This window comes from Desulfatitalea alkaliphila (assembly GCF_022968795.1).
GTDB classification, from domain to species: Bacteria; Desulfobacterota; Desulfobacteria; order Desulfobacterales; family Desulfosarcinaceae; genus Desulfatitalea; species Desulfatitalea alkaliphila.
Genome location: NZ_JALJRB010000009.1, coordinates 98896 through 113109, shown reverse-complemented (window position 1 = coordinate 113109; position 14214 = coordinate 98896). Strand labels below are relative to the sequence as shown.

15 protein-coding genes are annotated in these 14214 nt (G+C 60.0%); 3 read left to right on the top strand and 12 right to left on the bottom strand.

The features are described 5' to 3' along the window. Nucleotides 1-2: 2 nt before the first annotated feature. The 7 genes from MRX98_RS10235 to lpxC all read right to left on the bottom strand — a co-directional run bounded on the left by MRX98_RS10235 (nt 3) and on the right by lpxC (nt 7552). Nucleotides 3-920: a selenium metabolism-associated LysR family transcriptional regulator gene (locus tag MRX98_RS10235; RefSeq protein WP_246906855.1), complete on the bottom strand. Its 918-nt coding sequence runs from the start codon at nt 918-920 to the stop codon at nt 3-5. Nucleotides 921-990: 70 nt separating this feature from the next. Continuing rightward, a complete protein-coding gene (coaD, locus tag MRX98_RS10230; protein ID WP_246906849.1) occupies nt 991-1506 on the bottom strand; it encodes a pantetheine-phosphate adenylyltransferase in 516 nt (171 codons plus the stop codon). 273 nt (nt 1507-1779) lie between these two features. Beyond that, complete coding sequence (rsmD, locus tag MRX98_RS10225) at nt 1780-2340, bottom strand: 16S rRNA (guanine(966)-N(2))-methyltransferase RsmD (RefSeq protein WP_246906847.1); 561 nt, start codon at nt 2338-2340, stop codon at nt 1780-1782. A 13-nt stretch (nt 2341-2353) separates the two neighbouring features. Next, nucleotides 2354-3718, bottom strand: a complete 1365-nt coding sequence (locus MRX98_RS10220) for a sigma-54-dependent transcriptional regulator (protein WP_246906837.1) — start codon at nt 3716-3718, stop codon at nt 2354-2356. A gap of 24 nt (nt 3719-3742) precedes the next feature. Beyond that, on the bottom strand, nt 3743-5974 hold the full coding sequence (locus MRX98_RS10215; protein ID WP_246906835.1) for a sensor histidine kinase: 2232 nt from the start codon (nt 5972-5974) through the stop codon (nt 3743-3745). Between the two features lie 47 nt (nt 5975-6021). Then, nucleotides 6022-6615: a DUF4390 domain-containing protein gene (locus tag MRX98_RS10210; RefSeq protein ID WP_246906833.1), complete on the bottom strand. Its 594-nt coding sequence runs from the start codon at nt 6613-6615 to the stop codon at nt 6022-6024. Between the two features lie 28 nt (nt 6616-6643). After that, a complete protein-coding gene (lpxC, locus tag MRX98_RS10205) occupies nt 6644-7552 on the bottom strand; it encodes a UDP-3-O-acyl-N-acetylglucosamine deacetylase (protein ID WP_246906831.1) in 909 nt (302 codons plus the stop codon). 474 nt (nt 7553-8026) lie between these two features. Between lpxC and MRX98_RS10200 the strand changes: the two genes are divergently transcribed. Together MRX98_RS10200 and MRX98_RS10195 are read left to right on the top strand one after the other, a co-directional pair. Then, nucleotides 8027-9565: a YifB family Mg chelatase-like AAA ATPase gene (locus tag MRX98_RS10200; RefSeq protein WP_246906829.1), complete on the top strand. Its 1539-nt coding sequence runs from the start codon at nt 8027-8029 to the stop codon at nt 9563-9565. A 185-nt stretch (nt 9566-9750) separates the two neighbouring features. Further along, nucleotides 9751-10023: an HU family DNA-binding protein gene (locus tag MRX98_RS10195; protein WP_246906827.1), complete on the top strand. Its 273-nt coding sequence runs from the start codon at nt 9751-9753 to the stop codon at nt 10021-10023. Between the two features lie 70 nt (nt 10024-10093). Here MRX98_RS10195 and MRX98_RS10190 read toward each other — a convergent pair whose 3' ends face one another. From MRX98_RS10190 to MRX98_RS10180, 3 genes are all read right to left on the bottom strand, one after another. Further along, the gene (locus tag MRX98_RS10190) at nt 10094-10336 is read right to left on the bottom strand and encodes a hypothetical protein (protein ID WP_246906819.1); all 243 of its coding nucleotides are present in this window, start codon (nt 10334-10336) and stop codon (nt 10094-10096) included. A 67-nt stretch (nt 10337-10403) separates the two neighbouring features. Continuing rightward, nucleotides 10404-10898: a regulatory protein RecX gene (locus MRX98_RS10185; protein WP_246906817.1), complete on the bottom strand. Its 495-nt coding sequence runs from the start codon at nt 10896-10898 to the stop codon at nt 10404-10406. A 4-nt stretch (nt 10899-10902) separates the two neighbouring features. After that, on the bottom strand, nt 10903-11106 hold the full coding sequence (locus tag MRX98_RS10180; protein ID WP_246906815.1) for a YgaP family membrane protein: 204 nt from the start codon (nt 11104-11106) through the stop codon (nt 10903-10905). Nucleotides 11107-11314: 208 nt separating this feature from the next. On the opposite strand from MRX98_RS10180, the gene MRX98_RS10175 reads away from it, so the two are divergent. Continuing rightward, the gene (locus MRX98_RS10175) at nt 11315-11992 is read left to right on the top strand and encodes an eL43 family ribosomal protein (RefSeq protein WP_246906806.1); all 678 of its coding nucleotides are present in this window, start codon (nt 11315-11317) and stop codon (nt 11990-11992) included. An 86-nt stretch (nt 11993-12078) separates the two neighbouring features. Here the strand turns inward: MRX98_RS10175 and MRX98_RS10170 are convergent, their stop codons facing one another. After that, nucleotides 12079-12648: a type I restriction enzyme HsdR N-terminal domain-containing protein gene (locus tag MRX98_RS10170; protein WP_246906804.1), complete on the bottom strand. Its 570-nt coding sequence runs from the start codon at nt 12646-12648 to the stop codon at nt 12079-12081. Continuing rightward, on the bottom strand, nt 12645-14210 hold the full coding sequence (gene gpmI, locus MRX98_RS10165; protein WP_246906802.1) for a 2,3-bisphosphoglycerate-independent phosphoglycerate mutase: 1566 nt from the start codon (nt 14208-14210) through the stop codon (nt 12645-12647). The genes MRX98_RS10170 and gpmI overlap by 4 nt, the downstream gene beginning before the upstream one ends. Between the last annotated feature and the right edge of the window lie 4 nt (nt 14211-14214).

Below are 14214 nucleotides of genomic sequence, written 5' to 3'. Positions count from 1 at the left end.
CCTTACACCCAATTCTTGACGGCCGCCACCTTCCAGCGATCCCCCACAAACACGGCAAATGCCTTGCAAAGCGGGGACATGGTGCGTTGCCGGTGCCGGGTCAGGTAGAAGTTGCGCTTGAAGGGTTTGCTGCCGACGGTCAGCCGTTTCAACGTACCGGCTTCGAGATCTTCGGCCACGGCCATGGCCGACAACACCGATACGCCGACGCCGCTCTTAATGGCCTGGCGCACCGCTTCCGTGCTGCCCATCTCGGCCACCACATTCAAATCCGCCAGGCGATACCCCTCGCCTTCCAGCATGCGGGCCAACGCTTTCAGGGTGCCCGATCCGCTTTCGCGGAGAATGAACGGCTCGGCCGACAACGCTTGCATGGCGACGGCATCATGCGCGGTCCATCGATGCCGGGGCGGCACCACCAGGCACATTTCGTCTTCCAGTATGGGCACCTGTTGGAATCGTTTCTCTTCGGCGTGCGCGCCCACAATGCCCAGTTCGATGTGGCCGTCACCGATTCCTGCGAGCACATCGGCCGTGTCGCCGACCCGCAACGCCACCCGCACCCCGGGATAGGAACGCGCAAAATCCCCGATCACCCGTGGCAACACATAGGCTCCGGGAATGGTGCTGCCGCCGACGGTCAAACGGCCCCTGACCTTGCCCACAAACTGCGCCATGGCCGACTCGGTTTCGTCCCGCAGGGCCATCAAACGGCAGGCATGGGCGTAAAGCAGTTCACCGGCTTTGGTGGGCTGGGCCTGCCGGGCCAAACGATCGATCAACCGGGTGCCGAAGTGGACTTCCAGATCCTTGATGTGGCTGCTGATGGTGGGCTGGGAAAGGTGAACCGCCTCACCGGCTTTGGAAAAGCTTTGCAGCTCCACCACTTTGCAGAAGATCTTCAATTGCCACAAATCCATTATAAGCCTTCCGGCTCCTTGTGCAAACGCATCCGGCCCGCCAAGATTACGGCAAAGAACCTATCAACCCCTAAGTCTGCTCCGTCATGCCCCTGGCCTGGCCCAAGGCCTCGAACTTGTTCGCCAGGCGCTCATAGACCAAAGGCGGCACCATGTCGGCGATATCGCCGCCGAACAAGGCTGCCTCCTTGATAATCGAAGAGCTGGTGAAAAACCAACGCATGCCGGTCATCAGAAAGACGGTCTCGATATCGCGGTTGAGCTTGCGGTTCATCAACGCCAACTGAAACTCGTACTCGAAGTCGGAAACGGCCCGCATGCCCCGCAGAATCGCGTGGGCACCCTGGTTCTGAACATATTCCACCAGCAGGCCGTTGAACACATCAAAGGAAAGCCCTGGAATATGGTGCATGCTTTCGCGCAGCATGTCCAACCGCTCCTCAATGGTGAACAAGGTCTTCTTGGCGGGGTTGTGCAAGATGGCCACGATAATTCGATCGAACAGCTTCCTTGCCCGTTGCACGATGTCCACATGGCCGTTGGTCACGGGATCGAACGAGCCGGGATATACCGCAATTCTTTCCATGGGCGCCTTCCGTTTCGCTTTGAAGATGATCGATGGGGATCCACTGGGGTTCAGCGTCTCGGCGCAGTGTATCTAGCATATAGATCCGCTGCTTGCAATGGCATCACCACACCGGCCCACCGTTGGCGCCGCCTATGTGAATAACCGCTTGGCCTTCGGCCAATGGCAACCAATTGCCGGTGCCGCCCACGAAACAACCGCACCCCCAACCATCTCTAATCGATAGAATTCCTTCAACTTAAAACTTACCACCCAAAATTTGAAACCGGCCTGTCAGGGCTCATGCACTAAAAACAGGGTGACGGCCGTCCGGCCGTAGCGGCGAAAATCAATGCGGGTCAACCCCGGCGGCGGTGCGCCGAGGGCCTCGTCCGGCGAGTGTTCGACCACGATCACGGCGCCCGTCGCCAACGCGCCGCAGGCGGCCAGGCGCTCCAGGCAGGGGGCGATCAGGCCCTGCCCATAGGGGGGGTCCATGAACACCAGATCGAAGGTCCGGGGGTACGCCCGCAGCGGATTGAGGTTTTGGGCGATGTTCCATTGGATCACGCGGCTGCAGGCTTCCAGCCGGCAAATGGCCAGGTTGCGCCGCAGCAGGGCGATGGCCGCGGCTGACCGATCAACGAAAACAGCTTGCCGGGCGCCGCGGCTGAGGGCTTCCATTCCCATGGCGCCGGTGCCGGCGAACAGATCCAGCACATGGCTCGCCGTCACGGCGCGCACGCCGAGAATGTTGAAGAGCGCTTCGCGCACCCGGTCGGCGGTGGGCCGGATGGCCGAACCGCGCACCGTCGCCAGTTTGCGACCCCTGAGTGTGCCGCCGATGATACGCACCGCGCCGCCCTTGTTATTTGTTTTTGGCCAGTTTTTTGATGCGCCGGTGCAGATAACTGCGTTCCACGCCGATGGCCTTGGCGGTGTGGGTGATATTGTAGTCGTTTTCCATCAATTTGCGTTGAATGAAGTGGTGTTCGAAATGTTCCTTGGCCGCTTTGAGCTCTTGATGATTGAAAAAAGTGTCCACGGCCTGGGTGCCGGCAACGGCCGTTTTGGGGTTGTACGGTTTGGGCAGATGGTCGGCGGTGATCACCGTATCGCTCACCATGATCGCCAGCCGCTCGATCAGGTTCTTGAGCTCCCGCACATTGCCGGGCCAGCCGTAATTTAGCAGCAGCGCCACGGCATCGGGTGCCATGCTTTTTTGGGGAGCGCGGTTTTTCTGGGCCGCTTCCTCGAAAAACACATCCACCAACATGGCAAGGTCTTCGGCCCGGTTCCGCAAAGAGGGTACTTCGATGGGCACCACATTGAGGCGGTAGTAGAGATCTTCGCGAAAGGTACCCTTTTCGATCTCTTCTTCCAGGTTTTTATTGGTGGCGGCGATGACCCGCACATCCACATACAAGGTGCGGCCGCCACCCACGCGCTGAAACTGTTTCTCTTGCAGCACGCGCAAAATTTTGGCTTGGGTTTTCAGGCTCATGTCGCCGATTTCGTCCAGAAAGAGCGAGCCCTTGTCCGCCATCTGGAACTTGCCCACCTTCTTGCCGGAGGCGCCGGTGAAGGCTCCTTTTTCATGCCCGAACAGCTCGCTTTCGATCAGCTCTTCGGGAATGGCGGCACAGTTGACGTCGATAAAGGGGCGGCCGGCGCGCCGGCTCATGTGGTGGATGTTCCGCGCCACGAGCTCCTTACCGGTCCCGTTTTCGCCCTTGATCAACACCCAGCTTTCGGTGGGGGCCACGCGCAGGATGGCTTCCCGCAGCTGCTGCACCGGCCCGCTGTTGCCCGTAATGGCGTGCTTGGCGATGGTCTTTCGGCGCAAATATTGGTTTTCTTCTTCCAAACGGCGAAAATTGAGGGCGTTGTTGATGGCCACGATCACCTTGTCGATGGACAATGGCTTTTCGATGAAATCGAAAGCGCCCAATTTTGTGGCCTGCACGGCGGTTTCAATGGTGCCGTGGCCGGTGATCATCACCACCTGGGTGTGAGGACTGCCCTTTTTGATCTCCTTGAGGGTTTCGATGCCGTCGATGCCGGGCATCCAGATGTCCAGCAACACCATGTCGGGCGCTTCGGTCTCCAACAGTTGCAGCGCTTCGTAGCCGTTGGCGGCGGTCAATACCTCAAACCCTTCGTCGGTCAACAAGCCTTTCAAGGATTGCACGATGGAAGGTTCATCATCCACGATCATGATGGTTGGAAACATTTCAGTGGTCCTTTCGGTTTGCGACTATGTCGGCAACTCGACGACAAATTTGGCGCCTTGCGGATGGTTGTCTTGCACGCTGATGGTGCCCCCGTGGTCGCTGATGATGCTGTGCACGATGGTCAGACCCAACCCCATGCCGCTTTTTTTGGTCGAGAAGTTGGGCTCGAACAGTCGGATCTTGTCTTCGTCGGAGATGCCGACACCGTCATCGGCCACCTCGATGCGCACACGCTTCAATATGGCATCATGAGAAACAAGGATTCGGATGGTGCCGCGCATGCGAACAGCGGCGATGGCGTTGTCCACCAGGTTCAGCATGGCCTGCTTGATCTGCTGCCGGTCCAGGCTCATGGGCGGCAGGGCATCCTGAATCTGCACCTGGAATTCCAGGCCGGGGTAGCCCTCCTTGTAGAGCCCGACGATCTCCGCGATAATCGGACCCATGGCGCACGGTTTGGGTTCGGCGGCGGGAAAGCGGGCAAAGGCGGAAAACTCGTTGACCAGGTTGCGGATCAACTCCACCTGGGTGGTGATCATCCGGGTACACTCTTCGAAAACGGGATCATCCACCTGCTGGGCGAATTTTCGCTGCAGCCGCTGGGCCGACAAGCTGATGGGGGTCAGCGGATTTTTCACCTCATGGGCGATGCGCCGGGCCACTTCCCGCCAGGCGGCCATGCGCTGGGCTTTCTCCAACTCGGTCAGGTCGTCGATCACCATCACCACCCCCACCTGTTGACCCATCTCATCTTTGAGCACGTTGATATAAGCCAAAAAGCTGCGGGGGCGGCCGTCGATGGTCAGGCGCAGGGGCACCTCCAGCGCCTCCTGCCGGCCGCTGGTCAGTTTGCCCATGATCTCTTCGGCCAACTGCAGCCGGTCACCGGTCAACAGGGTCTTGATGTTTTTCTTCAAGATGTCGCCGGCCCGCAGGTTGAGCATGCGCTCGGCCGATGTGTTGAAGGTGGTGATGTTGCCCTCGGCATCCAGGGTGATGACCCCGGCGGAAACGTTCTTGAGCACAATCTCCATGTAACGCCGCCGGGATTCGATTTCGATGTTCTGCTCACGCAACATCTGGGCCGACAGCTCAAGCTGCTCCCGGCCGATGCGCAGGTCCCGGGTCATCTTGTTGAAAGCCGACACCAGGTAATCGATCTCGTCGTCGGCCTGAACATCCAGGGCAAAGCTCAGATCCCCTTCGGCCACCCGGCGCGTGCCGTCGGCCAGCCGCAAGATGGGGATGGTGATGGTCTTGGCCACGTAAAATCCGAGCCATACCGCGCAGAAGACCACCAGCAGGGCCACCACCGACAAGGTGGCGAAATAGAAGGTCTGAATGGGCCGTTTGAGGAGAATGACCTGCTGATACTCCTCGTAGCCGCGAACGATGGAGGCCATGTTCTCGGCCACTTCGGGCGAAATGTAGGAGGTAATGGCCACAAATCCTTTGGCCGCTTCCGGGGCCGCGTCGAAAGGTACCGTTCCGATGGTGCGCAGCAGCTCCCCTTCGCCGACGGCCGTGGAGATGGTGTGCACGCCCCGGGACACGGGCTTCTTCATCAAATGGCTGGCGCTGATTTCCGGAAAGGCGCCGTCTTCCAACACCGGTGCCAGGGAAGCGCTGAGACGATCGGCATTGGCACCGTACACCTCGATGCCGTCAAGATTGAACTCCCGCTGCACGACCTGCATGTAGTTGGCCAGACCCGCCTGGGGTCCCTGTTCCAACATGCCTTTGCGTTCGATCTGGTAGGCCACCCGTTCGATCAAAAAGCGGCTCTCCTGTTCCGCCCGGTCATAGAGGCTGTGGCCGACCCGCAGCGAATTTTCCAGGGCCTGTTCGATGGGCACATTGAACCAGAAATCGATGCTGCTGGTGATGAAGCTGATGGAGAAGAAAAAAAGCACCGACGCCGGCAGCAGGGTCAGGATCACGAAGGCCACCACCAAGCGGGTGCGCAGTCTGGCGCCCATCACCTTGCGCTTGCGGTCGTAGAGCAATTTGACCAGGTTGCGGAACACCAGAAAGATCAGCAGCAGAATCAACAGCAGATTGATGTTGATCAGAATGAACATCACGATCTGGCTGGAGACCGGAAAGTCGCCGCTGAAGGAGAGGCTGCGATTGAACACGAAAGCCAGCAGGATCACGATGGGAAAGATGACCGCGATCAGTACCAGCTCCCTTTTTCGCCGGCGCTTCTCGTCACTGGGGAGCATCGATTTGAGGGTCTGCGGTATTCCCTTCATGACAGTGGCCGGACCGGGTGGCGATATGGGTTGCGTGGGGTCATCAATCAATAGATGAAATCGACGGTGTACCAATCGGTTTCGAAATCCCACAGCGACATAAAGAACAGCACATAGTGCAAATAGAAAGGCAGGGTCAGGCGGTCCAATTTGGCCTTGGCCCGAATCTGGTAGCGCTCGCCCTTCTCCAGTTGATCCAGGGAGGCGATGGTCAGGCTGTCGATTTCGGACATCAACTTTTGGGCCTCGGCGAAGGACTTGATCGTGTGCGGGCTGTTGTGGTCCCAGGACCGGGTCACCTGATGCTCCTGCCGCAAATTGTCATATTTGATCGTGTGGGTGAGGGTGGTTTCGGCAATCTTGGCATCCGGCCACAAGGTCCGTTTGCGATAGAGGTTGATATAGAACGAGAATGTGGCAGGCACGCCGCTCTCGATGGTCTTTGCGATTTTCGGCGGAAAAGCCCCCTTTACCGAGAGGTAGAGCAGCAGATCGTCACGGGTGTTGGTCACGATGATGTTGGTCAACTTGGCGTCCTGGGCGTGGACCACCACCGGCATCACCAGCAACAGGCCGCCGATCATCCATGCCAGGCAACGTTTTCCGGCTTCTCTTAGGGCGTTATTGGCAAAAGGTGACATTTGGCGACATCTTTTAGTGGAAGCGCGGTCAGTTGGCAAGTTGTTTCAAGGGCGCGGACCGGGATGGGGACTGCTCCAGGGTGCTGGTCCGCCAGGCACCCTTTTCCAGGAATATTTTCTCCAGCAAAGAATGGTTGAAGGCGTGGCCGGAGCGCTTGGTCACCACATGGCCGATCAGAGGCAATCCCAACAAGGAAAAATCGCCGACACAATCCAGCAGTTTGTGGCGCACAAATTCGTCGGCATAGCGCAAGCCGCCTTCATTGAGCACCCGATCCCCATCGATCACCACGGCGTTGTCCAGGGAGCCGCCCTGGGCCAACCCGTATTTTTGCATATATTCGACCTCATGTAAAAACCCGAAGGTGCGGGCACCGGCGATCTGTTTGGCGAAATGTCCCGGTGTGATGACCACATCCTTGGTTTGGTTGCCGATCAGCGGGTGGGCATATTCGATGGTGCAAGTGATCCGGTAGTGGGACGCCGGATAGATCCCCACAAATTTGTTCTCCTCTTCCAGTTCCAAGGGGTGTTCGATGATCAGGTAGAAGCGCGGGGCGTCCTGGTCCACCACGCCGGCGGACTGGAGCAACGCCACAAAGGGGCCGGCGCTGCCGTCCATGATGGGCAACTCATGGGCATCCACTTCCACCAAAGCGTTGTCGATCCCCAGACCGGAAAGGGCCGCCATCAGATGCTCGATGGTGGAAACGATGAAGCCGTCGGATCCGATCACCGTTGCCAGCGAGGTGTCCACCACGCGGTTGAAACGGGCGGGGATGGGCGGCTGACCGGGCAAATCGGTGCGGGCGAATTTGATGCCGTGGTTCTCCGGCGCCGGTTTAACGCACAGACGGACCGGGCGGCCGGAGTGGACCCCGATACCGCTGCAGGCCACTTCCCGGCCGATGGTTTTTTGCATCAGCTCTTTGGTCATAAGAAATATATCCTTGCCGCAATGCGGCTGAGTTGTTATATAATGCGCCACTGCAACGGCCGTTGCAAGAGACGCCATATTGGTCATGGCGCGTTTCCCACGGTCGCAGCAGCCGGCCGAAAAACCCGCACCCGCTTGCCATTGCACGCCACCTGTTTTGATCCGATCTACAACTTCGGCTGAATTTTAGCAAGGGCCATGCCTGGCCGTGCGCCCTGCTCACTTTGGTGCAAACCACCTGATGATAAGACCGTTTCGGGGCGATCCCGGCCAACGGGCCGAGCCGTCGGGTGGCGCACGTGTGTTAAAAGTGACACACTTATTATCCCATGATGCGTCCTTTTGACAACAAATTTATGGGTATCCCACCGGCGCCGTCGACCGCCGACAGCCGCGCCCCATGGTCCATCGGTGGCCCGCGGCCCTCTCGTCAATCGACGACGCAGGGAGAAACCATCGCAAAGGGAGGATGTTTTGCTGGCCAAAGTACTCAGCAGCGCGGTCATCGGTGTCGATGCCTATGTGGTGGAGGTGGAGGTGGATATCGTCCGGGGGTTGCCCTCCTTTGCAATGGTGGGCCTTCCGGAAGCCGCTGTCAAGGAAAGCAAGGAACGGGTCCGCTCCGCCATCAAGAATTCGGGCTTCGCCTTTCCGGATGATCGGGTCACCGTTAATCTGGCCCCCGCCCACATCAAGAAGGTGGGCACCGGCTTCGATTTACCCATTGCCATGGGTATTTTGGCGGCAACGGGCGTCATCACCCCCGAACGATTGCGACAGATGCTGTTTCTGGGGGAGTTGAGCCTGGACGGTCGGGTCAAGGGGGTGATCGGCTCCCTGCCGATGGCACTGGCCGCCCGCGCCGCCGGCTTTCCCGCCATCGTCGTACCCCATGCCAATCGCCGCGAGGCCGCCGTGGTATCCGACGTCGCCGTCTACCCGGTGGACCATCTGGCCAGAGCCGTGGCCTTTGTTTGCGGCGAGACCCCCATCGACGCCCAAACTGATGACCCCACGCCCTTACCCCCATCCGGCACTGACGCCGGCGAAGCCGATTTCGCCGATGTAAAGGGCCAGGCCCACGCCAAACGGGCCTTGGAGATCGCGGCGGCCGGCGGCCACAACATCCTGATGGTAGGCCCTCCGGGGGCCGGCAAAACCATGCTGGCGCGACGCTTGCCCTCCATTCTCCCGCCACTGACCTTCGAAGAGGCCATCGAAACAACGAAAATTCACAGCGTGATGGGCCTATTGCCCAACGACCAAGCGCTGATTGCCCGACGCACCTTTCGCGCGCCGCACCACACCACTTCGGACGCCGGACTGATCGGCGGCGGTGTGGTGCCGCGACCGGGCGAGGTGAGCCTGGCGCACAACGGTGTTCTCTTCCTGGACGAACTGCCCGAATACAAGAAGCAGGTGCTGGAAGTACTGCGCCAACCCTTGGAAGATGGACGGGTCACCATCTCGCGGGCCAATGCCAACCTCACCTTTCCCGCCCGCCTGATGCTTGTGGCCGCCATGAACCCCTGCCCTTGCGGTTACCACGGCGACCCTGGCCACAGTTGTGCCTGCACTCCCCGACAGATCCATCATTACCGCGCGCGGATTTCGGGACCGCTGATGGATCGCATCGATTTGCACATCGAAGTGCCGGCCGTGCCTTATAAAGAGCTGCTGGGGGACAGCACCGCCGAGGGCTCGGCGCAGATCCGCGGCCGCGTGGTGGCCGCCAGGCAGATCCAGGCACAGCGGTTCGGGCGCGCAAAGATTTACTGCAATGCCCAAATGGGCACGCGCCACATTCGGCGCTATTGCCACCTCGGCGCCGAGGCGCGCGAGATGCTGGATCTGGGAATGGAAAGACTGGGACTCTCGGCGCGGGGGCTGAACCGGATGCTGAAACTCGCCCGCACCATTGCCGATCTGGCCGGTGCTGCGGACATCGGCGCAAGCCATATGGCAGAAGCAATCCAATATCGAAACCTGGACCGCAATGCCACCAATGTTTGAACCATCTCCCGCCCAGAACCTTTGACCGACCGCGCTTTACCGTGACCGCTCGGCGGAAATCCGCATCGGATGGGTAGATACATGGGCGCAGTGGCGACTTTGGTGTTGACAATGGCCGCTCAAGGCTGTTAATCCGGTCAAAAGGCGGTCTTGAAGGTTTCCTATTCTAACAAGGAGGATTGCAGATGACTAAAGCGGAAATCGTAGAGAAAATGGCCAACGAGGCCGGAATCACCAAATCCGCGGCCCAAACGGCCCTGGAATCGTTCATCGACGGCGTCACCAAAGCGCTGAAGAAAAAGGACGGAAAGGTCACCCTGGTAGGTTTCGGAACGTTCCAGAAGGCACGCCGCAAGGCACGCAAGGGCAGAAATCCGCAGACGGGCGAAGTAATCAAGATCAAAGCCTCCAACGTCGTCAAGTTCAAGCCCGGTAAAAAACTCAAAGACGCCATCTAAGCCTTTTTGTCGCACAGTCATTGATAAGGCGGCTTCACCCGGTGTGAAGCCGCCTTATTTACACCCCTGCCTATCCCCTGGCCGCGGAAGCACTGCGGGCCGCGTAACATCTTCTTTCCACGTAGCTTTGGGTGTTGCGATCAAACACCGCCTCGTTTTCATGGACCACCTTGGTGCCGCCTTCCCAGGCGCCGCAGGCCACCACCACCGGTTCACCCAGTGCGAACTTGCGGCCGCAGGCCGCACAACCTTCGGCATTCAGGGCGTTGAGGCGTTCCAGGTCAATGATGAATTTTTGTCGGTCCTCGGTCATGATGCGACTCCTTTCAGTTAACCAAAACGGTCAACGCACCATACCATTAGACGGCCCGGGCGGCGTGTCAATGGCCGCCGGTGGGCCACCGCAACTCGTCCAACACCTGCCGAATTAACGCAGCAGCAAAACCGCGTTGCATCAGAAACCGGTACAACCGCTCCGCCGTGCGGGGCGCCGTCGCTTCCCCGGACACGGTTTGAAGCTTTTTCCGCAGCACCCGGCGGCAATCTTCGATTTGGCCGGCCTCGGCGCAACAGGCCGTCACACAGACCGCCACGCATGCCGCTGACAAGCCTTTGCTTTTGAGCATCTGTTCGATGCGCAGCCGGCCGTATCCCCTGCGGCGCAACTGTTCGCTGTACAGATGAGCGAAACGGTCATCGTCCAAATAACCCAGGCGTCGGCAGTCTGCCAGCACGTCAGCGATGGTATCGGTGTCGAAACCCCGCTCTTGCAATTTACGTCGCAGCTCCGCAACGCTGTGTTCCCTGCGGCCGAGCAAACGCAAGGCAGTGTTGCGGCAAGCCGTCACCACCGACGGTGCGGAATGGTCTCCCATCGCTTCAGGGAAAAGCCACGCCGGGCCGGATGCCGAGCTTTTTGAGCATCCAAGCCAAGGGACAAAACCCGGTGAAGGCCGCCTGTAAAAGATTGGCGCCTACAAATCCGGTCAGGATCAGCCAATACGTGCTGTGAAACAAGGACAACAACACGGTGATGAACACCATGGCACCTGCAAAAGCCATTACGATGCGATCAATAGTCATGATTCACCTGCCTCTTTGGTCATGGTTCATTCAAGTGGTGTTGCAAGTATATGGGCCTAATGAGCCATCCTTGTCGCCCAAGTTACACCAATTGACAGCGGCCGGGGAAGCCCTTAAGTTAGCACTTGCACAGCCGGACCTGTGAAGGGTTAAACAGAGCGGTTGCGCATCGGTTCGCAATTCAAAAACCTTATAAAGGAGTATAAGCATGGCGATAGAGACCAAACAAGAGTACTTGGAGCGCGTGCTGGCCATGGAAAAGCCCAAGTGCCCTCATTGCAACCAGGAGATGCAGCTGTGGGAATCCCCGCCCATTTCCTTTTCGGACGGCCTGGGCTGGGGTTCGCCCTATCTGTTTCTCTGCTTTAACGACGAATGCCCCCTCTACACCCAGGGCTGGGAGGAGATAGAGGAGAACTATGCCCATCGCGCATCCATGCGCTGCTTCAACTACCCGGGCACCGAACAGTATGAATGCATGCCGGTTTTCAGTCCCATGGGGGCAAAGGGCCAGATCATCGACAACGAGGTGCTGGCCCAGGAGGAGATGCTCAAGGAGCAGACCAAAAAGGGGTTCTCCATCCTGGCCGAATGTTACACCACCAAGGACGGCGTGACCGCCATGAGCCTGTTGAGCGATGCCTGCGAACCGATGCGGGTGCGGATCAAGGCGGCCGAGATGCTAGGCGACATCGCCGAGGTGGAGGCCATCGAACCGCTGCGCTGCATGAAGGCGGCCAACCAGAAGCTGCAGGAGGCCATCGACCATGCCGTGGACCAGATCCACGAACGCCACTTCACCCGCGAGTGTCCCTTCTGCGCTGAAATCATTAAAAGGCGGGCCAAGATCTGCAAAAACTGCGGCAAGGAAGTGGCCGGAGAGTAAAACGCCCTACTGCGTTCCCCCCAACCGCACCGGGTGCTTGCTCCTCAAAGCAACGCAGCGGCCGGCACCCGGCGCCCATTTCCGTCCTACCGTTGATCCGAATTGCTGCCATCGTCCGGGTCCCCCGACCGATGGACGTTCATGCTGTCGTAGGAGCGAAAGATCAATTGCTGACGTGATCGGCGCGATTCCGCCAGGGGCATCAAGCGCAACGGATCAAAGGCAGCCAGGGCTTGCTGCCGCGTGGGCACGGCCGCCAACCCCTGCCCGAGCCGTTTGCCGCTTACCGCGTCCCAAACGATGGCGGTCGCTCCGTCGGAAGCCACGGCCAGGGGCAACTGATAGGGCGCCAGCAACCGGGCGGCCGCAATCACTTCCCGTTCCCTGGAGGCCAGTGAGCCGGGTGCGCACTTGATCACCATGTACCCATATCCTTGCAGGCGGACCACCAGGTCCAGGCGGGAGCGGTACGGGCCGTCGGCCATCTGCAATTCAATGGGGGCATCCACCACGATCTCTTGCCGGGCATAGCCCTTGGTTTCCACCAGCAGCCGCTCCACCGCCTGGCGGTTGGCTTCGGCGCCGATATTCGGTACCGCATTGCCGGTAATATAATCCACGATGGTTTCCGGATCTGCCGCGTTCGGTCCGTTCATGTGCCATCCTTCGCGTTGTCATCTGCGATCAAGCAGCGGCCGGTCATGGCGGCCGGCGGATCGACACCCATCAACGCCAGCAAGGTGGGCGCCACATCAGCCAGAATCCCTTGCCGCAAGCGGGCCTTGGGCTGTCGGTCGTCCACCAGAATCAGGGGCACGGGGTTGGTGGTGTGGGCCGTATGGGGTTTGCCCGTCGTGCTGCGCATGGTTTCGGCGTTGCCGTGATCGGCGGTGATCAACAGGGCGCCGCCCTTGGCCCGCACCGCTGCCACCACGGCGCCCACACACCGGTCCACCGTTTCGCAAGCCCGCACCGCGGCTTCGATACTGCCGGTGTGGCCCACCATGTCCATATTGGCGAAGTTGAGCACAATCAGGTCGTAGCGGTCCGTGTCGATGCGGGCCCGCACCTCCTCGGCCACGGCCGCGGCACTCATTTCGGGCTTGAGATCGTAGGTGCGCACCTCACGCGGTGAGGGAATCAGGCAGCGATCCTCATTGTCGAAGGGGGCCTCCTCGCCGCCGTTGAAAAAATAGGTCACATGGGCATATTTCTCGGTCTCGGCGATGCGCAGCTGATGCAGGCCCTGAGCGCTGACCACCTGGCCCAGGATCTGCTCCAAGTGTTCGGGCGCAAATGCGGTGGGCAGATCGAAGGCCTCGTCGTACAAGGTCATGCAGACGTAATCGGCCAGCTTGGGCCGAACTGTGCGGGGAAACGCATCGAACAGCGGATCGGTCAGCGCACGGGTGAGTTGGCGGGCACGGTCGGCTCGAAAGTTGAAGAAAATAACGGCGTCGCCGTCCCGGATCAGGCCACGGGGGCCGCCATCGTCGCCGGTGAGCACCACGGGCGCCACGAACTCGTCGGTCTCTCCCCGGGCATAGGCCTCCCGCACCGCCGCCGCAGGATCGTCGGCGGCCAATCCTTGTCCCTCGGTCAACATGCGATAGGCCCGCTGGGTTCGCTCCCAGCGGGTGTCGCGGTCCATGGCGTAAAAACGACCACAGACGGTGGCAATGGCCCCCGTGCCGATGCGCTGCATGTAATTGCGGATCTGCACCACATGATCGATGCCGGCATCGGGGGCGGTATCCCGGCCATCGAGAACGGCGTGCACCAGCAGCCGGTCGCACCCCTGCCGTTTGCCCATCTCCAGCAGGGCCTGCAGATGGGTGAGTTGACTGTGCACACCGCCGTCGGACAACAGGCCGATCAGATGCACGGCGCCGTTCCCCGCCGCGGCGCGCTGCATGGCCTTCTGCAGCACCGGATTCTCGAAAAACCGGCCGTCGGCGATGGCGTTGTCGATGCGCAACAAATCCTGGAATACGATGCGTCCGGCCCCCAGGTTCAGGTGGCCCACCTCGGAGTTACCCATCACCCCTTCGGGCAATCCCACCGCCGGGCCGCAGGTCTGCAATCGGCTGTGGGGACAGTCCGCCATCAGGCGATCCAGGTGGGGGGTGCGGGCCAAGTGGACGGCATTGCCGGCACTTGGCGGGGCGATGCCCCAGCCGTCCAGAATCATCAACATGACCGGTTTGGGCGTTTGCATCCTT

Coding starts and splice junctions, on each gene's coding strand:
- gpmI (WP_246906802.1), bottom strand. CDS start 14,210: ATGCAAACGCCCAAACCGGTCATGTTGATGATTCTGGACGGCTGGGGC.
- MRX98_RS10235 (WP_246906855.1), bottom strand. CDS start 920: ATGGATTTGTGGCAATTGAAGATCTTCTGCAAAGTGGTGGAGCTGCAA.
- MRX98_RS10195 (WP_246906827.1), top strand. CDS start 9,751: ATGACTAAAGCGGAAATCGTAGAGAAAATGGCCAACGAGGCCGGAATC.
- MRX98_RS10210 (WP_246906833.1), bottom strand. CDS start 6,615: ATGTCACCTTTTGCCAATAACGCCCTAAGAGAAGCCGGAAAACGTTGC.
- MRX98_RS10190 (WP_246906819.1), bottom strand. CDS start 10,336: ATGACCGAGGACCGACAAAAATTCATCATTGACCTGGAACGCCTCAAC.
- MRX98_RS10215 (WP_246906835.1), bottom strand. CDS start 5,974: ATGAAGGGAATACCGCAGACCCTCAAATCGATGCTCCCCAGTGACGAG.
- MRX98_RS10220 (WP_246906837.1), bottom strand. CDS start 3,718: ATGTTTCCAACCATCATGATCGTGGATGATGAACCTTCCATCGTGCAA.
- MRX98_RS10170 (WP_246906804.1), bottom strand. CDS start 12,648: ATGAACGGACCGAACGCGGCAGATCCGGAAACCATCGTGGATTATATT.
- MRX98_RS10185 (WP_246906817.1), bottom strand. CDS start 10,898: ATGGGAGACCATTCCGCACCGTCGGTGGTGACGGCTTGCCGCAACACT.
- coaD (WP_246906849.1), bottom strand. CDS start 1,506: ATGGAAAGAATTGCGGTATATCCCGGCTCGTTCGATCCCGTGACCAAC.
- MRX98_RS10180 (WP_246906815.1), bottom strand. CDS start 11,106: ATGACTATTGATCGCATCGTAATGGCTTTTGCAGGTGCCATGGTGTTC.
- MRX98_RS10175 (WP_246906806.1), top strand. CDS start 11,315: ATGGCGATAGAGACCAAACAAGAGTACTTGGAGCGCGTGCTGGCCATG.
- lpxC (WP_246906831.1), bottom strand. CDS start 7,552: ATGACCAAAGAGCTGATGCAAAAAACCATCGGCCGGGAAGTGGCCTGC.